Source organism: Paenibacillus plantiphilus, from assembly GCF_927798095.1.
GTDB lineage: Bacteria > Bacillota > Bacilli > Paenibacillales > Paenibacillaceae > Paenibacillus_Z > Paenibacillus_Z plantiphilus.
In genome coordinates this window covers 120,415-144,281 of the sequence record NZ_CAKMMF010000010.1, presented here as the reverse complement: position 1 = coordinate 144,281, position 23,867 = coordinate 120,415, and the positions used below count along the sequence as shown (strand labels likewise).

The 23,867-nt window shown below is 48.6% G+C and carries 13 protein-coding genes; 1 reads left to right on the top strand and 12 read right to left on the bottom strand.

Annotated elements, in window-relative coordinates:
• Window positions 1-13 precede the first annotated feature (13 nt).
• The 8 genes from L6H65_RS11045 to cymR all read right to left on the bottom strand — a co-directional run bounded on the left by L6H65_RS11045 (window position 14) and on the right by cymR (window position 17,962).
• Window positions 14-13,279, bottom strand: coding sequence for a calcium-binding protein (locus L6H65_RS11045; protein ID WP_236341795.1), 13,266 nt, complete (start codon window positions 13,277-13,279; stop codon window positions 14-16).
• Between the two features lie 229 nt (window positions 13,280-13,508).
• Window positions 13,509-13,967: a hypothetical protein gene (locus tag L6H65_RS11040; protein WP_236341794.1), complete on the bottom strand. Its 459-nt coding sequence runs from the start codon at window positions 13,965-13,967 to the stop codon at window positions 13,509-13,511.
• A 333-nt stretch (window positions 13,968-14,300) separates the two neighbouring features.
• Window positions 14,301-14,732, bottom strand: coding sequence for a hypothetical protein (locus L6H65_RS11035; protein WP_236341793.1), 432 nt, complete (start codon window positions 14,730-14,732; stop codon window positions 14,301-14,303).
• A gap of 79 nt (window positions 14,733-14,811) precedes the next feature.
• Window positions 14,812-15,261, bottom strand: coding sequence for a hypothetical protein (locus tag L6H65_RS11030; RefSeq protein WP_236341791.1), 450 nt, complete (start codon window positions 15,259-15,261; stop codon window positions 14,812-14,814).
• Between the two features lie 312 nt (window positions 15,262-15,573).
• The gene (locus tag L6H65_RS11025) at window positions 15,574-15,768 is read right to left on the bottom strand and encodes a YrzR-like zinc ribbon domain (RefSeq protein ID WP_236341789.1); all 195 of its coding nucleotides are present in this window, start codon (window positions 15,766-15,768) and stop codon (window positions 15,574-15,576) included.
• Window positions 15,765-16,316 carry a PRC-barrel domain-containing protein gene (locus L6H65_RS11020; protein ID WP_236341782.1) on the bottom strand — a complete coding sequence of 184 codons (552 nt, stop codon included), beginning with the start codon at window positions 16,314-16,316 and terminating at the stop codon, window positions 15,765-15,767. The genes L6H65_RS11025 and L6H65_RS11020 overlap by 4 nt, the downstream gene beginning before the upstream one ends.
• 16 nt (window positions 16,317-16,332) lie before the next feature.
• Window positions 16,333-17,487 (bottom strand): cysteine desulfurase family protein, encoded by a 1,155-nt coding sequence (locus L6H65_RS11015; protein WP_236341774.1) that lies wholly within the window; start codon window positions 17,485-17,487, stop codon window positions 16,333-16,335.
• Between the two features lie 55 nt (window positions 17,488-17,542).
• Entirely contained in the window at window positions 17,543-17,962 is a 420-nt protein-coding gene (gene cymR / locus L6H65_RS11010) for a cysteine metabolism transcriptional regulator CymR (protein ID WP_236341772.1), read from the bottom strand.
• A 226-nt stretch (window positions 17,963-18,188) separates the two neighbouring features.
• Between cymR and mnmA the strand changes: the two genes are divergently transcribed.
• Window positions 18,189-19,295, top strand: coding sequence for a tRNA 2-thiouridine(34) synthase MnmA (gene mnmA / locus L6H65_RS11005; protein ID WP_236341770.1), 1,107 nt, complete (start codon window positions 18,189-18,191; stop codon window positions 19,293-19,295).
• Between the two features lie 83 nt (window positions 19,296-19,378).
• Here mnmA and L6H65_RS11000 read toward each other — a convergent pair whose 3' ends face one another.
• From L6H65_RS11000 to L6H65_RS10985, 4 genes are all read right to left on the bottom strand, one after another.
• Window positions 19,379-20,725, bottom strand: a complete 1,347-nt coding sequence (locus L6H65_RS11000) for a hemolysin family protein (protein ID WP_236341757.1) — start codon at window positions 20,723-20,725, stop codon at window positions 19,379-19,381.
• A 302-nt stretch (window positions 20,726-21,027) separates the two neighbouring features.
• Entirely contained in the window at window positions 21,028-22,281 is a 1,254-nt protein-coding gene (locus L6H65_RS10995) for a replication-associated recombination protein A (protein ID WP_236341755.1), read from the bottom strand.
• A 139-nt stretch (window positions 22,282-22,420) separates the two neighbouring features.
• The gene (locus L6H65_RS10990) at window positions 22,421-23,086 is read right to left on the bottom strand and encodes a YdeI/OmpD-associated family protein (RefSeq protein ID WP_236341754.1); all 666 of its coding nucleotides are present in this window, start codon (window positions 23,084-23,086) and stop codon (window positions 22,421-22,423) included.
• Complete coding sequence (locus L6H65_RS10985) at window positions 23,086-23,838, bottom strand: tRNA threonylcarbamoyladenosine dehydratase (protein ID WP_236341752.1); 753 nt, start codon at window positions 23,836-23,838, stop codon at window positions 23,086-23,088. Before L6H65_RS10985 ends, L6H65_RS10990 begins: the two co-directional genes overlap by 1 nt.
• Between the last annotated feature and the right edge of the window lie 29 nt (window positions 23,839-23,867).

Sequence of the window (23,867 nt, the reverse complement as noted above, 5' to 3'; positions counted from 1 at the left end):
AATATTACTACCGTTAATTCGTGGACCAGTACTGAGCAAGAACAATCTTGACTTCCTCTGGCTTTTGTTGAGCAGCATTACTCCAACCCATGCCTGTACTGCTTGTAAAAGCAGCCATTCCCTGAATTAACTGCTCTACTTGCGTGTTAAATATTCGACTGCCCGTGGTAGTCTGGAATATTTCTGTCTGATTGCTTGCACCTGATTTCCAATCTTTGATTTTCAACTGATCGGTCGTTCCATTCCTTGCAATTATTAAATCAGTTCCTACTTCATTAAATATAAGATCTAGTGGATTCCCGGATATTGTAACGGTATCGGTATTATTGCTGGAAGCATCACTATCTACAATCGTATCTTGACCATATCCGAGCCCAAAATAGTAATGATCATCGCCTAAACCACCATACAGGAGATCATTCCCGGCTCCTCCGTCCAGTATGTCGTTGCCATCATGGCCGTACAGTGTATCAAGACCGCTGCCGCCTTCCAGATGGTCATTGCCAAGCTGACCATGCAACTGATCGTTGCCATTGCCACCTTCTAAGCGATCATCTCCCGCATTCCCGAACAGCGTGTCATCGCCACCCAGTCCAAGCAGCGTGTCATGGTCTTCATAGCCCGTCAACGTCTCACTGGACTCGCTGCCGGTAACGGAACGCACCGCCGTCCTCACAGCTGCCGCATCCCATACCGTGCCATCGGCAAACTGCACACTCTCCACCACATACTTGCCGCTGCTGTCGAAATAGTTCGACACCGTCAGCTTGTCGCTCGTTCCGCTGATGCTTAATTCCAGATGTTTGCCGTTTCTTCGCAGTGTCACATCCTCTGGCAGTACATCTGCTTGGAGCTGAATCATATCTGCATTTCCATCTGTTCCATCATAGTCAATGATCGTATCCTGACCATAGCCACGGCCGAATACATACGTATCGTTGCCATTTGCTCGCGTATACGAGGTGTCATAGCTCTCTCCGCCGTACAACGTATCGTTGCCAACCCCTCCGTCCAGCACATCATTGCCTAGCTGACCATACAGCTGGTCATTGCCTGTTCCGCCTTCTAAGCGATCATCGCCAGCATTGCCGTATAACGTATCATCGCCGCCAAGTCCACGAACAACGTCATGGTCTTCATAGCCTGTTATCGTTTCGCTCGACTCGCTGCCGGTAACTGTACGCACCGCTGCCTTCACTGCTGCAGCATTCCACACCGTGCCGTCCGCAAACTGTACATTCTCCACGATAGACTTGCCGCTGCTCTCAAAATAGTTCGTGACCGTCAGCTTGTCGCTCGTTCCGTTGATGCTCAGCTCCAGATGATTGCCGTTTCTTCGCAGCGCCACATCCTCTGGCGCTATGTCTGCATTGAACTTAATTACATCAGCATTCCCAGTCGTTCCGTCATAGTCAATGATCGTATCCTGACCATAGCCGCGACCGAATACATACGTATCGTTGCCATTTGTTCGCGCATACGAGGCATCACCGCTGTCTCCGCCAAACAGCGTATCGTTGCCCGTTCCTCCGTCCAGCACGTCATCGCCTTCATAGCCATACAGCGTATCATTACCCGTGCCGCCTTCCAGGCGGTCATTGCCAAGGTGGCCGTACAGCTGATCGTTGCCGTTGCCGCCAACTAAGCGGTCATCTCCCGCGTTCCCGTAGAGCGTGTCATCGCCGCCAAGTCCGCGAAGGACGTCATGGTCTTCATAGCCCGTTAATGTCTCGCTTGACTCACTGCCGGTAACCGCACGCACCGCTGTCTTCACTGCTGCTGCATCCCACACCGTCCCATCAGCAAACTGCACGCTCTCTACCACATACTTGCCGCTGCTCTCGAAGTAGTTCGTTACCGTCAGCTTATCGCTCGTTCCGTTGATGCTCAGCTCCAGATGATTGCCGTTTCTTCGCAGCGTCACATCGCTCGGTGCTATGCCTGCATTCAACCTAATTACATCCGCATTCCCAGTCGTTCCATCATAGTCGATGATCGTATCCTGACCATAGCCACGGCCGAATACATACGTATCATTGCCGTTTGCTCGTGTATACGAGGTGTCATAGCTGTCGCCGCCATACAACGTATCGTTGCCGATTCCTCCGTCCAGCACGTCATGGCCGTCATGGCCGTACAGCGTATCATTGCCCGTGCCGCCTTCTAGATGATCATTGCCTAGCTGACCGTACAGCGTATCATTGCCATTGCCACCTTCTAAGCGATCATCCCCCGCATTGCCGTATAGCATATCATCGCCACCCATGCCACGAAGGGTGTCATGGCCTTCATAGCCTGTTAACGTCTCACTGAACTCACCACCGACAACAACACGCACCGCTGCCTTCACAGCTGCCGCATCCCATACCGTGCCATCGGCAAACTGCACACTCTCCACCACATACTTGCCGCTGCTCTCGAAATAGTTCGAGACCGTCAGCTTGTCATTCGTTCCATGAATGCTCAGCTCCAAATGATTGCCGTTTCTTCGCAGCGTCACATCGCCTGGCAATACGTCTGCATTGAACTTGACTACATCCGTATTGCCATCTGTTCCGTCGTAGTCAATGATCGTATCCTGACCATAACCACGACCGAATACATACGTATCATTGCCATTTGCTCGTGTATACGAGATGTCATTGCTGTCGCCGCCATACAGTGTATCGTTGCCCGCTCCTCCGTCCAGCACGTCATTGCCTGCACTGCCATACAGCTTGTCTTCGCCACCGAGTCCACGAAGACTGTCATGATCTTCATAGCCCGTTAACGTTTCGCTCAACTCGCTGCCGGCTATTGCACGCACCGCCGTCTTCACAGCTGCCGCATCCCACACCGTGCCATCGGCAAACTGTATACTTTCCACCACATACGTGCCGTTGCTCACAAAGTAGTTCGAGACCGTCAATTTGTCGCTCGTTCCGTTGATGCTCAGCTCCAAATGCAAGCCATTTCTTCGCAGCGACACATCACTTGGCCATACATCTGCTCTCAGCTTAATCCGATCTGCATTTCCAATCGTTCCATCATAGTCGACGATCGTATCTTGACCATAGCCAAGACCGAATACATACGTATCGTTGCCGTTTGCTCGCGTATAGAAGATGTCATGGCTGTCTCCGCCGTACATCGTATCGTTGCCTGCTCCTCCGTCCAGGTGATCATTGCCTTCATGACCAAACAGCGTATCATTCCCATAGCTGCCTTCCAGGCGGTCATTGCCAAGCTGACCGTGCAGCTGATCGTTGCCGCTGCCGCCTTCCAGACGATCATCTCCCGCATTTCCATATAACGTATCGTCGCCGCCCAGTCCACGCAGAGTGTCATGGTCCTCATAGCCTGTTAAAGTCTCACTTGACTCGCTGCCGGTAACCACGCGCACCGCTGTCTTCACAGCTGCCGCATCCCATACCGTGCCATCGGCAAACTGTACGCTCTCCACCATATACTTGCCGCTGCTCACGAAGTAGCCCGCTACCGTCAATTTGTCGTTTGTTCCGTTGATGCTCAACTCCAAATCATTGCCGTTTCTTCGCAGCGTCACATCGCCTGACGCTACGTCTGCATTGAACTTAATTACATCCGCATTCCCAGTCGTTCCATCGTAGTCAATGATCGTATCTTGACCATAGCCGCGTCCGAATACGTATACATCGTTGCCGTTTGCTCGTGTATACGAGGTGTCAATGCTGTCTCCGCCATACAACGTATCGTTGCCGCTTCCTCCGTCCAGCACATCGTTGCCGTCATGACCGGACAGCGTATCATTGCCAGTACCGCCTTCCAGATGGTCATTGCCAAGTTGACCATTCAACTGGTCATTTCCATCGCCGCCAGCTAAGCGATCATCCCCCGCGTTTCCGTATAACGTGTCATCACCACCAAGTCCACTAAGGATGTCATGGTCTTCATAACCCGTTAACGTCTCACTGGACTCGCTGCCGACAACCACACGCACCGCAGCTTTCACAGTTGCAGCATCCCATACCGTGCCATCGGCAAATTGCATACTCTCCACCACATACTTGCCGCTGCTCTCGAAGTAGTTCGCTACCGTCAGCTTGTCGCTCGTTCCATTGATGCTGAGCTCTAAACTATTGCCGTTCCTTCGCAGCATCACATCGCCTGGCAATACATCTGCATTGAATTTGATTACATCTGCATTCTCTACTGTTCCGTCATAATCGATGATCGTATCTTGACCATAACCGCGACCGAATATATACGTATCGCTGCCATTAGCCCGTGAATAAGAGGTGTCATTGCTGTCTCCGCCATACAAAATATCATTGCCAGCGCCTCCGTCCAGCACATCATTGCCTAGCTGACCGTACAACTGATCATTGCCAGTGCCGCCTTCGAGACGATCATCACCCGCATTTCCGCTTAGCGTATCATCGCCACCCAAACCGCGAAGAACGTCATGGTCTTCATAGCCCGTTAACGTTTCGCTCGATTCGCTACCGACAACTGCAAGCACTGCTGCCTTCACGTTCCCCACATTCCACACTGTCCCATCGGCAAACTGCACACTCTCTACCACATAATTGCCGCTGCTCTCAAAATAGTTCGTTACCGTCAATTTGTCACTCGTTCCGTTGATACTCAGTTCCAGATGCTTGCCGTTTCTTCGCAGTGACACATCGTCTGGCAATACATCTACATTAAGCTTAATAACATCCGCATTTCCAGTCGTTCCGTCATAGTCAACGATCGTATCCTGACCATAACCGCGACCAAAAATATACGTATCGTTGCCGTTTGCACGCGAATAGGAGGTGTCACTGCTGTCTCCGCCATATAACACATCGTTGCCGGCTCCACCGTCCAACACGTCGTTGCCTTCATTGCCAAACAACGCATCATTCTCTGTTCCGCCTTCTAGATGGTCATTGCCAAGATGGCCATACAGCTGATCATAGCCGCTGCCGCCTTCTAAGCGATCATCGCCAGCATATCCATATAACGTATCATCGCCGCCCATGCCACGAAGGGTGTCATGGTCTTCATAGCCCGTTAACGTTTCGCTCGACTCGCTGCCGGTAACTGCACGAACAGTTGCCTTCACAATTGCCGCGTTCCACACCGTGCCGTCCGCAAACTGTAAGCTCTCAACGACATACTTTCCGCTACTCTCGAAGTAGTTCGATACCGTTAGCTTGTCGTTCGTTCCGCTGATACTCAGTTCCAGATGCTTGCCGTTTCTTCGCAGCGTCACATCTTCCGGTGTTATGTCTGCTTTTAATTTGATTACATCCGTATTTTCTGCCGTTCCGTCATAGTCGATAATCGTATCTTGACCATATCCGCGACCGAATACATACGTATCGTTTCCGTTTGCTCGCGTATACGAGGTGTCATAGCTATCTCCGCCATACAAAATATCGTTGCCCGCACCGCCGTCCAGCAAGTCGTTGCCTGCACCGCCACTGATAATTTCCTGAACAGCTCCGCCCAACAATTGATCATTGTTACTCGTACCATTAAGAATTGTTGCCGCACTTGTTGGACTAGCAACGATATTCATGCTAATAAAGGTACTGTCCCACACTGTGCCATCGGCAAACTGCACACTCTCTACCATATACTTGCCGCTGCTCTGGAAGTAGTTCAGTACTGTCAGATTGTCGGTCGTTCCGTTGATGCTCAGCTCCAGATGATTGCCGTTTCTTCGCAGCGCCACATCCTCTGGCGCTATGTCAGCATTCAATTTGATTACATCCGCATTCCCAGTCGTTCCGTCATAGTCAATGATCGTATCTTGACCGTAGCCGCGACCGAATATATACGTATCATTGCCATTGGCCCGCGTATAGGAGGTGTCATTGCTGTCTCCACCATACAGTGTATCGTTGCCGTCACCACCGTCCAGCACATCATGGCCTAACTGACCGTACAGTTGATCATTGCCAGTGCCGCCTTCCAGGCGATCATCTCCCGCATTTCCATATAACGTATCATCGCCGCCTAATCCACGAAGAACGTCTTGGTCTTCATATCCTGTTAACGTTTCGCTCCACTCACTGCCGACAACCGCCAGCACCGCTGTCTTCACAGCTGCCGCATCCCACACCGTGCCATCGGCAAACTGTACACTCTCTACCATATACTTGCCGCTGCTCTCGAAGTAGTTCGTTACCGTCAACTTATCGCTCGTACCATTGATGCTCAGCTCCAGATGCTTGCCATTTCTTCGCAGCGTCACATCGTCTGGCAATACATCTGCTCTCAACTTGATTACATCCATATTGCCAGACGTGCCATCATAGTCAATGATCGTATCCTGACCATAGCCGCGACCGAATACATACGTATCATTGCCGTTTGCTCGTGTATATGAGGTGTCACTGCTGTCTCCCCCATACAACGTATCGTTGCCGCTTCCTCCGTCTAGCACGTCGTTGCCGTCATTGCCGTACAGCGTATCATTGCCGCTGCCGCCTTCCAGATGGTCATTACCAAACTGACCATGCAACTGATCGTTGCCATTGCCGCCTTCTAAGCGATCATCCCCTGCATTCCCGTACAGTGTGTCATCGCCACCCATGCCACGCAAGGTGTCATGATCTTCATAACCCGTTAACGTCTCACTGAACTCGCTGCCGGCAACTGTACGCACTGCCGTCCTCACAGCTTCCGCATCCCATACCGTGCCATCGGCAAACTGCACACTCTCCACCACATACTTGCCGCTGCTCTCAAAATAGTTCGACACCGTCAGCTTGTCGTTCGTTCCGTTGATGCTCAGCTCCAGATGCTTGCCGTTTCTTCGCAGTGTCACATCGCCTGGCAGTACGTCTGCTTGGAGCTTAATCATATCTGCATTTCCATCTGTCCCATCGTAGTCAATGATCGTATCCTGACCGTAGCCACGGCCGAATACATACGTATCGTTGCCATTTGCTCGCGTATACGAGGTGTCATAGCTCTCTCCGCCGTACAACGTATCGTTGCCAGCCCCACCGTCCAGCACATCATTGCCAAGCTGACCATTCAGCTGGTCATTGCCTGTTCCGCCTTCTAAGCGATCATCCCCAGCATTGCCGTATAACGTATCATCGCCGCCAAGTCCACGAACAACGTCATGGTCTTCATAGCCTGTTAACGTTTCGCTCGACTCGCTGCCGGTAACTGTACGCACCGCTGCCTTCACTGCTGCAGCATTCCACACCGTGCCGTCCGCAAACTGTACATTCTCCACGATAGACTTGCCGCTGCTCTCGAAATAGTTCGATACCGTCAGCTTGTCGCTCGTTCCGTTGATGCTCAGCTCCAGATGATTGCCGTTTCTTCGCAGCGCCACATCCTCTGGCGCTATGTCTGCATTGAACTTGATTACATCCGCATTCCCAGTCGTTCCATCATAGTCGACGATCGTATCCTGACCATAGCCGCGACCGAATACATACGTATCGTTGCCATTTGTTCGCGCATACGAGGCATCACTGCTGTCTCCGCCGTACAACGTATCGTTGCCCGTTCCTCCGTCCAGCACGTCATTGCCTTCATAGCCATACAGCGTATCATTGCCCGTGCCGCCTTCCAGACGGTCATTGCCAAGGTGGCCGTGCAGCTGATCGTTGCCGTTGCCGCCAACTAAGCGGTCATCTCCCGCGTTCCCGTAGAGCGTGTCATCACCGCCAAGTCCGCGAAGGACGTCATGGTCTTCATAGCCCGTTAACGTCTCGCTTGACTCACTGCCGGTAACCGCTCGCACCGCTGTCTTCACTGCTGCCGCATCCCACACCGTTCCATCGGCAAACTGCACGCTTTCTACCACATACTTGCCGCTGCTCTCGAAGTAGTTCGTTACCGTCAGCTTGTCGCTCGTTCCATTGATGCTCAGCTCCAGATGATTGCCGTTTCTTCGCAGCGTCACATCGCTCGGTGCTATACCTGCATTCAATCTAATTACATCCGCATTCCCAGTCGTTCCATCATAGTCGATGATCGTATCCTGACCATAGCCACGGCCGAATACATACGTATCATTGCCGTTTGCTCGTGTATACGAGGTGTCAATGCTGTCTCCGCCATACAACGTATCGTTGCCGATTCCTCCGTCCAGCACGTCATGGCCGTCATGGCCGTACAGCGTATCATTGCCCGTGCCGCCTTCTAGATGATCATTGCCTAGCTGACCGTACAGCGTATCATTGCCATTGCCACCTTCTAAGCGATCATCCCCCGCATTGCCGTATAGCATATCATCGCCACCCATGCCACGAAGGGTGTCATGGCCTTCATAACCTGTTAACGTCTCACTCGACTCACCACCGACAACAACACGCACCGCTGCCTTCACAGCTGCCGCATCCCATACTGTGCCATCGGCAAACTGCACACTCTCCACCACATACTTGCCGCTGCTCTCGAAATAGTTCGAGACCGTCAGCTTGTCATTCGTACCATTGATGCTGAGCTCCAGATGATTGCCGTTTCTTCGCAGCGTCACATCGCCTGGCAATACGTCTGCATTGAACTGGATGACATCCGCATTGCCATCTGTTCCGTCGTAATCAATGATCGTATCTTGACCATAGCCGCGTCCGAATATATACGTATCATTGCCATTTGCTCGTGTATACGAGGTGTCATTGTTGTCTCCACCATACAGCGTATCGTTGCCGGCTCCTCCGTCCAGCACGTCATTGCCTGCACTGCCATACAGCTTGTCTTCACCGCCGAGTCCACGAAGACTGTCATGATCTTCATAGCCCGTTAACGTTTCGCTCAACTCGCTGCCGGCAATTGCACGCACCGCCGTCTTCACAGCTGCGGCATCCCATACCGTGCCATCGGCAAACTGTATACTTTCCACCACATACGTGCCGTTGCTCACGAAGTAGTTCGAGACCGTCAATTTGTCGCTCGTTCCGTTGATGCTCAGCTCCAAATGCAAGCCATTTCTTCGCAGCGACACATCACTTGGCCATACATCTGCTCTCAGCTTAATCCGATCTGCATTTCCAATCGTTCCATCATAGTCAATGATCGTATCCTGACCATAGCCAAGACCGAATACATACGTATCGTTGCCGTTTGCTCGCGCATACGAGGTATCGCTGCTTTGGCCGCCGTACAGCGTATCGTTGCCTGTTCCTCCGTCCAGGTGATCATTACCCTCATAGCCATACAGCGTATCATTCCCATAGCTGCCTTCCAGGCGGTCATTGCCAAGCTGACCGTGCAACTGATCGTTGCCGCTGCCGCCTTCCAGACGATCATCTCCCGCATTTCCATATAACGTATCGTCGCCGCCCAGTCCACGCAGAGTGTCATGGTCTTCATAGCCTGTTAATGTTTCGCTCGACTCACTGCCCGTAACGACGCGCACCGCTGTCTTCACAGCCGCCGCATCCCATACCGTGCCATCGGCAAACTGTACGCTCTCCACCACATACTTGCCGCTGCTCTCGAAGTAGTTCATTACCGTCAGCTTGTCGCTCGTTCCATTGATGCTCAGCTCCAGATGATTGCCGTTTCTTCGCAGCGACACATCACTTGGCGCTACGTCTGCATTCATCTTAATTACATCTGCATTCCCAGCCGTTCCGTCATAGTCGAAGATCGTATCCTGACCATAGCCAAGGCCAAATACATACGTATCGTTGCCGTTTGCTCGTGTATACGAGGTGTCGTTGCTGTCTCCGCCGTACAACGTATCGTTGCCGCTTCCTCCGACCAGCACATCGTTGCCGTCATGACCGTACAGCGTATCATTGCCCATGCCGCCATCCAGACGGTCATTGCCAAGCTGCCCGTATAGCGTATCATTGCCGCTGCCGCCATCTAGATCATCGTCTCCCGCATTCCCGTAAAGCATGTCATCGCCGCCCATGCCACGAAGGATGTCATGGTCTTCATAACCTGTTAACGTCTCACTGGACTCGCTGCCGACAATCACACGCACCGCAGCTTTCACAGCAGCAGCATCCCATACCGTGCCATCGGCAAATTGCACACTTTCCACCACGTACTTGCCGCTGCTCTCGAAATAGTTCGTAACCGTCAGCTTATCGCTCGTTCCGTTGATACTTAGCACCAGGTGATTGCCGTTTCTCCGCAGCGTCACATCTTCCGGCGCTATGTCTGCTTTTAATTTGATTACATCCGCATTCACTGCCGTTCCGTCATAATCGATAATCGTATCTTGATCATAGCCGCGACCGAATACATACGTATCATTGCCATTTGCCCGAGTATAAGAGGTATCATTGCTGTCTCCCCCGTACAACGTATCGTAGCCTGCACCACCGTCCAGCACATCATCGCCAAGATGACCGTATAGCTGATCATTGCCAGTACCGCCTTCGAGGCGATCATCGCCAGTATTTCCGTATAGCGTATCATCGCCGCCCATACCGTGAAGGACGTCATGGTCTTCATAGCCCATTAACGTTTCACTCGACTCGCTGCCGACAACTACACGCACCGCTGCCTTTATGATCGCCGCATTCCACACTGTCCCATCGGCAAACCGTATACTTTCCACCACATACTTGCCGCCACTCTCGAAGTAGTTCGAGATCGTCAATTTGTCGCTCGTTCCATTAATGGTCAGCTCTAGATGATTGCCGTTTCTTCTTAGCGTCATGTCTCCGGGAAGTACGTCGGCTTTTAACTTAATCACATCCGCATTACCAACCGTCCCGTCATAATCGATGATCGTATCCTGACCATAACCACGACCAAATAAATATGTATCGTTGCCATTTGTACGCGACAATGAGGTGTCACTGCTGTCTCCGCCATACAGCTTATCGTTCCCAGCTCCTCCATCCAGCATATCATTGCCAGTACCGCCATATAGCGTGTCGTCTCCACCCGAAAAAACGCTGTTATCAAAGTCACCATATAGAGAATCGTGACCTCCATTGCCAACAATAACGTCTCTCCCGTCCAGCCCCCAAATCGCATCACTTGAATCCGTGCCTGTTAGAGAATCGTTCGCATGTGTACCTAACAGTTGAACTTTCCCAGCTACTTCAATAAGTTGAGCATATTCAGGTCCCTTTGCTATAAATACATTACGGAATGTATCAAAATTTACAATACCTGAAACCTGGAGCTGCTGGATGTTGCCAATAAACTGACTTAACAAATCTTTCCCAGCTTGTTCATCGTTTGAAAGAAGCGTTAATAATTCAGCTGCTGCACCTGAAAGATCGAGCCGAGCACTACTCGTGCTGGCATCCCAACCGAATGAAATTTTACTATAAAGTTGTTTCAAGTGAGTTTGTGCTAATAGCTGTGTATAAACGCTTTCAGACAGCTTGTCGAATGCATTTGTAATGAGCGCGGCTGCCTGCATACGCGGATTGCGTGAGCCGCTTTGCGAAAATTTTTCCCCAAAAAATTGTTCGAGCGCCTCCAGCTTTCTTGCATCCCCGATATTGATGTCTCGGCTATTCGGATCTATTCCTTCCACGCCGGACCACGCATAAATAATAGTCGTCACCAACTGCTTTCTGAGCCCGGCGTCAGATTCACTGGCGAATTGTTGCACCAGGGTTTGCAGCCGTCCGCTGCCATCCCTCATCATAGCCTGATGCAAGCTGTGGACATCTCCAAAACCTTTTATATCAGGTAAATGAAGCACCTCTGCAGTTACAGCCAGTGGATTATTCGTTTCAGAATACATCTTATCCATTTTAAACCATACATCATGCATGGCTGCGGTTGTTCCATCTGCCTTGGTAAAGGCTCCTATCTGCCTGTGTTCATTTCCTTGAGCATCAACCATGTTTGATGAACTGTAGCCAGTACCTATAGATACTACCCCAGCATCAGTAAGCGTCAGAATCTCTCCATTATTAATTACACCGTCGCTGTTAACATCTTTCCATATGCGCAATTGGCTGTAAGCTGCATCATTTGCATCAATTTTACCGTCACGATTGTCGTCGATATCGGCAAGAGCTGCAAATCCGTTAGCTGCCTTTGCTCCATTCTTCATCAGTGTATTATTGCCGAAGAGCTCGTTCCCGTTATCGATTATTCCATTTCCATTCACGTCACGTATTAATAGACCATCATCCTTGCCTACCCAAGCGGACTTTTCGGCAAAGCCGTTGTTATCATGATCAAAGTTAATGCCGTCTTTGAGTAAGGTTGTTTCAACACCGTCTCCATCTAGATCGAGAATAAGAGGGGATGACATACCCTCGGCAGTGTAAAATATACTACGCAAGTCTCCAAAGAGATCACTGACGAAATGTCCGATTTCAGTTCCAACGGTCCAGCCGATGATCCCTGCTCCCAGCTCTAGAATAATACCCGCAGCAATACCTAATGGTCCGCCACTCACACCAAGTGTCAAAGCGAATGGCGCAACTATCTCCATAAATAAGGCAGCATTCGCGAATCCACCCGCTGTCTCCAATGTCCAATCTCTAACAATTTTATTGCCAAGCTCTGAATTCCCAGCTTTATAGGCTTCGTTTGCCTCTGAAACCATGTTTATCCCGTCAATGACAATCAGCACACCGCCAAATGCTCCAACAGCCTTGTGGGTAATGCCGCGTACTCTTTCATATTTAGCGACTTCAGACAATACAGAATATTTCGACTTCAATCCAGATTCCGGTGTCTGCCCCATAGTTTCAACTATCATTCTAGTGTAAGAATCCATTTCGCTTACAATCAATGGATTAGCCAATTCATACTTTACCGGAAATCTGAATCTATGATCAGCCTCCGATATTGGCGTCAATAATTCAGCGATTGTTGTAACTCTCTCTGCACCTAGAGGAATATTAAATCCACCTCTGCCTGTCAGTTTTGAGGTATCAACCCCTATAATTTTATTTTCACTTATATAAATATCCACCATGGACATATTGTTTTTTGATATTACAGATAAATATTCACGCAATCCCATTAGAGCTTTTTCTTCAGAAAAACCCAATCCCCTGAAATATTCTAAACGGCTAAGGAGTTGTTCCTTAGGTACTCCTTCAATGCTTGTTACTTTAGGCATTTCCAAAAGAGTAGGCAGCTCTGTCAAAGCCCAGACACTCCCATGTATCGCTTCTGCCGTTAAAGTTATTACATTGCCATGTGCATTGGCGAGCATGGCCTCCTTTGACACATAGTCAACAATAGCCAGCACATCGCCAACACCATAACGAGAAGGGCGAACACCATTTTCCTTTGGAGGACCGTCAATAATTCTGTCTCCAAGAAGCTCGCTGCCAGCAGCACGTTGAAGTGCTTCCCTAAATTCCTCACTATTAAGCAGATCTCCCGCCTGCAAGTCGCTCGCGTAACTCAACATCTTTCCGGTGCTTTTGGAAATTCCAGCTGCCACTTGGAAAGCGTAATAATCACCTAATTTACCACTATAAGGAACAATGTTAGCTCCTGTAACTGGCGATTCAAAGGAAAGTTGCTTAACTTTACCCTGCACATCGTTAGCTAGTTTTATCAATTGTTCGGAGGTTAAACTTTGAGTATTTGCTATCCCGTTTTGAGAGCGCCATGATTCAACATAATCAATTATTTCATCAACAGTGATCAAGTTTTTTCACCCCCAATCTAAATTCAGGTGCTGCAATAAAATCAAAGTGAACGTTAACAACACAATCTTTACTACCAGCAAATCCTTTTGCATCAAAAGCGTCCTTAATTAAATCTAGCAATTCGTCCTCCTTCTCTCGTACATCTACCGGGGCCTCTATTCTAGTTATTTTCCAAAATTTCTCTATTCCGATACTGACATCACCAGTTCCGGTTGTAAACGAATCTATGTTTATTGTATTCCCGTTCCATATAAGTGCATGAAACATGGGTATTTCGGAATCATATGTCCCTTGACCGCCCATGGAGACTAAATAAGCATCGCGTTCTCGATCAACTATCCACTTTCTCGTTTCCAGAGGCCTTCCATTAAACGGGCTCCTCAGATTGAATGATTGGAACCGTCCCTGGTCCGCTTCTGAAATTTTTTCATAAACAAATGCCATTGTATCTCTCTCCTCGTCTGCTTTATTTCACTTCATATTTCAGTTTCTATATTATTTACCTATAGACAATATTTCTTTAATTTACCATATGAACTTTCTTTATTCAATACTGCACACTAAATCCAATAAATCATCAAGCTTCTTAACTCAACTCCCCTCCACTATCCTCAAAAACAGTCTGTAACTTTAGACGCAAAAAAGCCCCCTATTTCCACCATAGGGGACTATAGTATCCTTATTAACGGGTGCTTCGAAGAAAGCCCCTACTTTAACCTGAACGTCTCCAGCTAATTTAATCAGACGTTCAGCGATTTAATCTACATACAATAACCTCTATTTAAATTCAGGTGCTGCGATAAAATCAAAATGAACGCTAACAACACAATCTTTACTACCGGCAAATCCTTTTGCATCAAAAGCTTCCTTCATTAAATCAATCAATTCGTCCTTCTTCTCATATAAATCTATCGGAGCTTCTATTTTAGTTATTTTCCAGAACTTCTCTATCCCGCTACTGACATCACCAATTCCGGTTGTAAATGAATCTATGTTAATTGTATTCCCATTCCATATGAGTGTATGAAACATAGGTATGTCGGAATTATATGTCCCTTGTCCGCCCAGAGAGATTAGGTAAGCGTTGCGTTCCCGATCTATTGTCCACTTTCTCGTTTCCAGAGGTCTTCCATTAAACGGGCTCCTCAGATTGAATGATTGATACAGTTCCCGATCCGCTTCTGAAATTTTTTCATATACAAATGCCATCGCTTCTCACATTCCTTTAATTCATCTTGCATGATTACTTCATTCAACCGCACATCATCTATTATGCCTTGAAATGTCCTCAATGGCTATACACTTCTAACATAAATTCAGGTGCAGCTATGTAATCAAACTGAACACTTTTGGTCCATTCACATCGCCCCGCAAAGCCTTCCGAAGCAATACCTTCCGTTATAATCTCTATCATTTCATCCTTAACTTCAAGCAAGCATTTTGGAGCTTGTATTTTGGTTATTTTCCAGAACATTTCAACACCATTACTGATATCCCCGTTGCCAGAACTGAATGCATCCACTTTAATTCGATTGTTATTCCAGATTAACATATAAAACATAGGAAGATCCGAGCCATACTCCCCATCCCCTCCAAGTGCAATTAAGAAAGCATCCCGTTCCCTATCTCTCGCCCACATTGTTTCTTCTAGTGGCCTTCCATTAATCGGACATTTCAGATCAAAGGAATTAAATATTTCCCTCCCCGCTTCAGTGATCTTTTCAAAAACAAACGCCATGCTCCTCACTCCTTTACTTATTTCCACTTCATTTTCCACACTCAAGAAACATTACTAAAACCTTACATTTCATAAATTTACCATCTGATTTTCCCTTTTTCAATATATCTTCAGGCTAAATCAAATACATCACGAGAACCATAACCGGCAGCATACACCCGCATTAACGTGCGTATTTTATCTAAATTTGTAAGTTTTTTATTACACCCTAACCAGCGCGCGAAAAAACAAATAACCCGTAAGATGAACACTTCTCTCAAAGTGTCCATCTTACGGGTTATAGCTGAAATCAATCACACTATAGCGCCACTATTAATTGGCATGAACTTGCGGCATTTCTTCTTCACCGAACAGATCGTCCAGGGAGCTTAATGTACCGTCCTCTTCAACTTGGAAGACCGACATCTTCTCGCCATTAACACTCAGTTCAATGAAGCATCCCCAGCAGTAGAACTGATGAGAACCAATTTTCCCGATATCCTTCGAGTTGCAGTTGGGGCATCTCATGGTTCATTTCTCCCTATATTCAAATCAGAAACGGCGACCGGCTCCAAATTCGCTTCACTGCCAGCCGGAACGATAATAACATCTTCCCCGAGCATAACAGCATCACAATCCTGCGGAGCGGGGAGCCACTTGCGGCCTTCCAATAAATCCGCTATGAAACCATCTGTCAACTCATAGCCTACTATTTGTGTACCCTGTAATTCGTCAAAATAAACATCCGACACACGACCAAGCTGCTCGCCGTGAACCGTTACTACGGGCAAATCCTTCAATCGAATGGCACCTGTATGAAATGAACGCTGTACGTTGTGAGGCTTCATTCTGCTTACAGAGCTTTCTTTCATAATAAGGACGGCGTCATCGCCAATAACGAGAACTTCACGCCATAGAACAGCTTTCATCGCAGATAGAAACCTTCTGCCGGCGTCAAGAACGATGCCGTCCAGCTGCCAATGCTCATCAAACCAAGCATCCTTAACATGTCCAACCTGCTTGCCGGAATCCACTTCAATTACAGGAAGACCAATTAAATGTTGTATACGTATCACGATTCGGAGAGTCCTCCTAGGCAGTACTACGAATGCGTTTCAAAAAGGTTGCAATTTTCTGAGCGGCAATTTCGAGTTCCTCCAAAGTATTCCCCAATCCGAAGCTGAAACGTACAGCAGATAATAATCTTTCTTCCGAGAGCCCCATCGCTCGAAGCACATGTGAAGGCTCCAGAGCTCCTGCAGTGCAAGCAGAGCCGCTCGATGCAGCAATGCCCTCCATATCGAGATTCATTAGCATCGTCTCTGTATCAATCCCGATAAAGCTGATGTTTGCGATGTGCGGCAGCCGCTGAATCTCATGACCGTTAATGACGATCTCTTGAGATCCGGTCAGCTCTTGCAACCATTCTATCCATTTAAGACGAAGCTCGTCTAGAAAAAGTTTCTTCTCGTCCACTGTTTTCACAGAAAGTTCAAATGCCCTCGCCAATCCGGCGATCCCCGCCACATTCTCAGTCCCTGATCTGCGCTTGCGCTCCTGCAGACCTCCAAACATAATCGGTTCAATTGGCACTCGGTCACCGATGAACAACGCGCCGACACCTGCTGGTCCATTTACTTTATGAGCAGAGAAGCTCATCAGATCAACGGGCAGCGTGCGAAGATCAATATGTATCTTGCCAAGCGCCTGAACAGCATCGACATGGAACCAAACGCCTCTCGATCTTGCCGCAGTACCAATCTCCTGGATCGGTTGAATCGTTCCAGTCTCGTTATTGGCATACATAATGCTGATTAGCCCTGTGTCCGCTTCAATCGCGGCTTCAACATCCGCAGCCGCGACAAGTCCTTGCGCATCCACAGGCAGCACCGTTATTCGAAACCCTTCCCGCTCCAGAGCTTCGCAGGTGTGCAATACCGCGTGATGCTCAATCGCGGAAGTTATAATATGTGCCTTGCCTTGCTTGCGCATCGCTCTGGCTGTGCCGATAATGGCAAGGTTGTCGCTCTCTGTGCCGCCAGAAGTAAATACAAGCTGATTAGGCAGGCAACCCAGCAGAGCTGCAACGGTGTCGCGAGAACGATTCAGCAGCTGACGCGCATCGCGTCCGAAGCTATGCGTGCTTGAGGCATTGCCTGTCGTTCCAGCATACACATCCATCATCGTCTTGGCGACTTCGGGATGAAGCGGCGTTGTCGCCGCATGGTCATAATAGAATCGCTCCATGGGTACCTCTTCCTAAACAAGGCTCCTGCTGGATTAGTGAAATGCCAGTAGCCCATTAAATGTAGAACATATACGAATCCAGATGGCCTTCATCCTTGAAGTTGATCAAATCTGCCAATGTCGTTGAGTCCAGCACCTCTGCTATGCTGTCGCGAATACGAAGCCACAGATCACGCTTGGCTGGATCATCCTCTTCTGTGAAATCCACAGGGGATATCGGACCTTCAAGAATGCGGATCACATCGCCCGCTGTAATGGATTCCGGCTCACGAGACAGAATATATCCGCCATAAGCACCTCGCACGCTCTTCACAAGGCCAGCATTGCGCAGCGGAGCGATCAATTGCTCCAGGTAGTGCTCGGATAAGCTGTTCCGTTCAGCAATACTTTTCAGCGAAGTAGGACCTTCGCCAAATTTGCCGGACAGCTCCATCATAATCGTTAATCCATAACGGCCTTTAGTTGAAATTTTCATTAGCGGCACCTCTTCTCCGACGAAAAATCATCAGTTGTTATATAAGCTGCATCTCATTATTTGCATACTGTCTGATTAATTCATTGTATTCCCATATCACTTCTATGTTAACATACTACGAGCCGCTGTGGTGAAAAAAGGTTGTCTTCTTCATGAAAATGTTGTTCAACATGTGATACAATGAAAAAATGTTTTGTTTCCCATACAAGGTGGTGTGAAATTAGCTATGACCAGCACAAATAAATCCATTCGGGTTGTGGTCGGCATGTCCGGCGGGGTGGACTCCAGCGTAACAGCTCTGTTGCTGAAGCAGCAAGGTTATGACGTCATCGGAATTTTCATGAAAAACTGGGACGATACCGATGAGCACGGCCACTGTACGGCAGAAGAGGATGCAGAAGATGTTCGCCGTGTCTGCGATCGTATTGGAATTCCTTATTATACCGTTAATTTCGAGCAGGCCTACCATGATAAAGTATTTGCATATTTTCTCGAAGAATACAGACGCGGCCGCACGCCGAATCCCGATGTCATGTGCAACCGTGAAATTAAATTCGGCGATTTCCTGCGCAAAGCGCAAGATCTCGGCGCCGATTATTTGGCGACAGGGCATTACGCTCGCGTAGAGCGCAATGCAGAAGGAGAAACAAAGCTGCTTCGCGGCGTTGATTCCAACAAGGATCAAACCTACTTCCTCTCTGCGCTAAATCAGAACCAGCTGTCCAAAGCGATGTTTCCTATCGGTCATCTGCCTAAACCGGAGGTGCGCAAAATTGCTGAAGAAGCCGGTCTTGCAACAGCCAAGAAAAAGGACAGCACAGGTGTATGTTTTATCGGTGAACGCAATTTCAAGGAATTTCTGAGCGGCTATCTCCCGGCACAGCCTGGCAATATGATCGACATTCTAACCGGCGAGACCAAAGGTCGGCATGATGGACTGATGTACTACACGCTTGGCCAGCGTCAAGGACTAGGCATAGGAGGCTCTGGCACAGGCGAGCCTTGGTTCGTCACTGCGAAGGATCTGGACAATAACATTCTGTATGTCACACAGGGCGACAAGCATCCAAGTCTCTATTCGCATAGTCTGTCTGCTACAGGAATCAATTGGATATCCCCTGTTAAACCAGAAGGTCCATTGCGATGTACAGCCAAGTTCCGCTATCGTCAGCCCGATCAAGGCGTCACGTTGACATTGAACGAGGACGGCGAATCTGGACTTGTTGTATTCGATGTCCAGCAGAAAGCCATTACACCAGGACAAGCTGTTGTCTTCTATGATGGCGATGTGTGTCTTGGCGGAGGTACGATTGATGTTGTGCATCAATCGTAAGCCTCTCCCCAAATCAACCGAGAAATAGCAAAAGAGCTGTCCCGATGTCATTCCAGATGACGGGAACAGCTCTTTTTTATCGTTTAGCCCGTTTCGGCTTGAATCTCTGCTTCCAGATTCTCGTTGTTGTCAAGCTTTCGAATTAGAATACGGGATATCCGCAGATGATCGGTTTCTTCTATTATGAAATCATAGCCGTCCGGATGATAAACCTTTTGATCACGGGATGGCGGAATTTCAATCTGAGCATAGAGCCAGCCGCCGATCGTATCATAATCATCACTTGAGATATCAAGCCCGAAATAGCTGTTCACTTCTTCAATTAGCATAAGTCCATTAACGGAATGAGAGCCATCATCCTTACGCTCGATATCAGCGCGCTCCTCGTCGAATTCATCCTGAATCTCGCCGACGATCTCCTCCATAATATCTTCCAAGGTAACCAGTCCCGACGTTCCGCCGTATTCATCAATCAGAATGGCGATTTGCGTCTTCTTCTTCTGCATCAGCTTGAGCAGCGTACTAATCTGCATCGATTCAGGAACAGTCGTAATCGTTCGTGTCATCGGACGAATATCATGCAGTCCTTGCGCTGTAACCTTCAGCATATCCTTGATATGGACGAAACCGATAATGTTATCCTTATCGCCGTCACAAACCGGATAGCGGGTATGCATCTCTTTGAGCGTAATCGCTTGATTCTCTTCAAAGGTTAAATTTGCATAGAGACAAACCATCTCCGTGCGCGGAATCATAATCTCTCTGGCATGGGTTTCGGCAAAATCAAATATATTATCCACAAGCGTCAATTCCGTATTATCAATCAGGCCAGACTTGTGACTTTCCTTCATGAGGATTCGAATTTCTTCCTCCGTATGCGCCGACTCATGTTCATTAGCCGGTTCGATCCCAATTCGTGTCAACATCCAGTTTGCAGTGCCATTAAGTAACCAGATAAATGGATACATGATTTTGTAGAAAACGATGAGCGGCAATGCGGTCCACAATGTAACCTTCTCGGCTTTGCGGATTGCAATTGTTTTCGGCGCCAGCTCTCCAAGAACAATATGAAGAACCGTGATGATCGAGAAAGCAATGATGAATGCGATCGTATGGATAGCAACTTCATTAAAGCCGAAATTAAGCAGCACAGGCTCTATCGCCTTGGCGATAGCGGGCTCCCCGATCCATCCAAGACCAAGAGAGGAAAGTGTAATACCCAGCTGACAAGCGGATAAATAGGCATCCAAATTATTCGTTAATAAGGAAGCAAACCGCGCTCTTCGGTTACCATCTAATGCCATCGTGTCGATTCGACTGCTTCTTGCTTTCACCATAGCAAATTCTGCTGCGACGAAAAAGCCGTTCAATAATACTAGAAATAAAATCAGAATACCATTCAAAAATAAGGGTAACGGGTCACTACTCAACGATTCCCTGTCAACCGTTGCTGCATGAGAACAGCTATCAACAGCGACAGGAGCACCTCCTTCTGGACATGAGAATTATAAATGATCTTTATATAAGAGTAGTCGAAGCGAACCGTTACGTCAAATTGTTCAATCGCTCTGGATCGCCATTTTACGGTCAATAGTAATGTTTATGAGGCATAGGTTGGGCATTATGCGCCATTTTCTTGGTTCTGCTTGCGTTTATGTGCATTCTGGCCGTTATGCTCATTTTCTGCCTCATTTCGATTCACACCAAATCGCTTATTGCAAGATATATGCTTTTATCTATTTTTCCGTTCCACATGCTTTGCGAAAATTTTACTCTCTGTGCCAGAGTTCTGAGGCTCGTAGAACTTGAAGCCCTCCACCTCAGGGGGAAGATACTGCATGCGGCTTCGCGGATTGTCAATAGGGTTTATATAGCTTTTGGAGCCATCGCGTATGTTCTCAGGCACAGGGAAATTCCGAAGGCTTTTGACAGCGTCTATTGCCCTTCCTATCGCCTTGTAGGCGCTGTTCGATTTCGGACTCTCGCAAATATAGACTACTGCCTCCGCAAGGGGAATACGACCTTCAGGCATTCCCAGAAACTCTACCGCTTGCTTCGCAGCCATTGCCACTTGCAGCGCATGCGGGTTCGCCATCCCCACATCTTCTGTGGAATGGACCACAATGCGCCTTACAATATACATAGGGTCTACGCCGCTATCCAGAAGACGGGCAAGCCAATAGATAGCTGCATCGGTCTGGGAGCCGCGCATTGATTTGATAAAAGCAGAAGTAAGGTCGTAGAAATCGGTAGTCGTAATGGCATTGATCCGCGATTCGTACGCCTCTTGAATGGTCTTCAAATCAATGGTCTTCGTATTGTAAATGGAGTAAGCGGCAGTTTCCAAAGCAATCAGGGCGTTGCGAACATCCCCGTTGGAAACGTCAGCAAGATACGCCAGCGCTTCTTCAGTTATTTCGTATTCCCCGCCAAGCCCACGTTCAGGGTCCTTGAGAGCGGAACGAATAATCCCCTCCAAATCCTCATTTCCCAAAGCCTCCAAGCGGTACACGCGGCAGCGGGAAACAAGCGGCGGGATAATATCATGCGCTACGCTCTCTGTAGTGGCGCCTATAAGTGTTATCGTTCCATCCTCCACTATAGGGAGCAGCGCTTCCTGCACATTGCTTTTCAACGCATGAATCTCATCTAGGAACAAGATGGTACGCTGCTGGTACAGGCTCAGATTGTCCTTGGCTCGTTGAACGACCGCGCGTAGCTCAGCGATGCTCATGGACACACCGTTCAGCTTCTCAAAACAGGCTTTCGTTATATGGCTAATAATCGTTGCCAGCGTTGTTTTACCCGATGAAGGCGGTCCCTGTAAAATCATGGAGGCCACTTTATCCTGCTCGATCAATCGGCGCAGCACTTTGTGTTCGCCAACCAAATGCTCTTGACCAAAAAATTCGCTTAATGTCCGTGGCCGCATACGTTCTGCAAGCGGTTGATGTTCATTGGATTGATTGTAAGTAAATAAGTCCATAACGATAATCACCTAATTATTCGATTAATTTAATACCGTAATCATAACATAGCGGGTATATCAAAAGACAAAGGACTGTACCGCATTAGCTGGCAAACACTAATTTCGGAACAGCCCTAGAGCTACTGTATATTCATCATTAAGACTTGTCCGAAGGACGCTTGAGCTGCTGCTGCAGCTTCTCAATCGTGCCCGCCACGCGGTTGGCACGTGTCTCTTCCTTCTTGGAATCATTGATCCAGCTAATATATTCCTTCCGATGAGAAGGCGCAAGCGCAGTGAAGAATGTCTCCGCTTCCGGTGATTTGGCGAAAGCAGCAGCCAGATCCTCCGGAACGACGAGAGCTTGCTGCGAAGAAGCCGCATTGCCCGTTCTGCCAGAAGATGTCGTACGGCTTGAACGCGGACTGCTCTTGATGAAATCCCGCGGCCGCAGTCTCATTGCCGACCACGTATCGTCAATGGAGATGAGCGCAATCCCTTCCCAGCCCTTCTCATTGATTGATTTCCAGCCTCGGTCGCGGTTCAGATCGCTCTTCTGCTTCGAGGTTCCCTTCGGGTAACAAATCCATAATAGACCGTCCCGCTTTACCGCTTCCAGCGCTTCGGGCGCGTGCTCTTCAAGATCAGCTATATCCTTGGCAAACAACTGGACGAAATCATATGTTCCCGCCTTGCTCTTGTCGTACACAGTCACTTCTTCGCCTAACTCCAGCTCCTCCACATACTCCTGATTCGGGGGCTGCAGAACGAGCGCAGTCGTGCCATGAGACAGCTTTAGCTTCTTCATTAATTCAATGTTCATTATTCTTGTCCTCCTGAAGCGAGCAAGTCCTTAACGACTACACTTACCATAATAAGCCCTGCCACTGGCGGCACAAATGCATTGCTCGCCGGTGGCTGCTGCGCTTTGCGAATTTCCGGGGCATGCTCTGGCACAATCCGCTGAGTAACATCGGCGCGCGGTTTCTGCGGTTCCTCTGTGGAGAATACAACCTTTACGCCCTTCTTGATCCCCTCCTTGCGCAGCTTCTGTCGCACAACACGGGCGATTGGGTCCATAGAGGTCTTCGAAATATCAGCTACCTGAAACCTGGTCGGGTCCATCTTGTTCGCAGCGCCCATGCTGGAGATAATCGGAATCTTGCGCTCCAAACATTGCTTGATCAGATGGATTTTATACGAAATCGTGTCCGAAGCATCTACGACATAATCCAGCGGATATTCGAACAGCTTCTCATACGTTTCCTCGGTGTAGAACATCCGCAGCGATATAACATCACAATCCGGATTGATCAGCTTAATCCGATCTCGCATCAGATCTGCCTTCGGCTGACCCACTGTCGTTGTCAGCGCATGAATCTGCCGGTTAATATTTGTAATATCAACAACGTCTTTATCAATCAGGATGATGCGGCCAATGCCAGTCCTGGCAAGCGCCTCTGCTGCGATGCCGCCAACGCCTCCAATGCCAAGCACAGCAACTGTGCTGCCCTTCATAATCTGGAGTCCTTCCGGCCCGATCGACAGCTCCGTTCGTGAGAATTGATGCAGCATAACGATTAAAGCCCCCTTTGGTCAAGAGA

What these genes read in the sequence shown, in the direction of transcription:
- L6H65_RS11045 (WP_236341795.1), bottom strand. Translation starts at nt 13,279, where the DNA reads ATGTTGAGTTACGCGAGCGACTTGCAGGCGGGAGATCTGCTTAATAGT.
- L6H65_RS11040 (WP_236341794.1), bottom strand. Translation starts at nt 13,967, where the DNA reads ATGGCATTTGTTTATGAAAAAATTTCAGAAGCGGACCAGGGACGGTTC.
- L6H65_RS11035 (WP_236341793.1), bottom strand. Translation starts at nt 14,732, where the DNA reads ATGGCATTTGTATATGAAAAAATTTCAGAAGCGGATCGGGAACTGTAT.
- L6H65_RS11030 (WP_236341791.1), bottom strand. Translation starts at nt 15,261, where the DNA reads ATGGCGTTTGTTTTTGAAAAGATCACTGAAGCGGGGAGGGAAATATTT.
- L6H65_RS11025 (WP_236341789.1), bottom strand. Translation starts at nt 15,768, where the DNA reads ATGAGATGCCCCAACTGCAACTCGAAGGATATCGGGAAAATTGGTTCT.
- L6H65_RS11015 (WP_236341774.1), bottom strand. Translation starts at nt 17,487, where the DNA reads ATGGAGCGATTCTATTATGACCATGCGGCGACAACGCCGCTTCATCCC.
- cymR (WP_236341772.1), bottom strand. Translation starts at nt 17,962, where the DNA reads ATGAAAATTTCAACTAAAGGCCGTTATGGATTAACGATTATGATGGAG.
- mnmA (WP_236341770.1), top strand. Translation starts at nt 18,189, where the DNA reads ATGACCAGCACAAATAAATCCATTCGGGTTGTGGTCGGCATGTCCGGC.
- L6H65_RS10995 (WP_236341755.1), bottom strand. Translation starts at nt 22,281, where the DNA reads ATGGACTTATTTACTTACAATCAATCCAATGAACATCAACCGCTTGCA.
- L6H65_RS10990 (WP_236341754.1), bottom strand. Translation starts at nt 23,086, where the DNA reads ATGAACATTGAATTAATGAAGAAGCTAAAGCTGTCTCATGGCACGACT.
- L6H65_RS10985 (WP_236341752.1), bottom strand. Translation starts at nt 23,838, where the DNA reads ATGCTGCATCAATTCTCACGAACGGAGCTGTCGATCGGGCCGGAAGGA.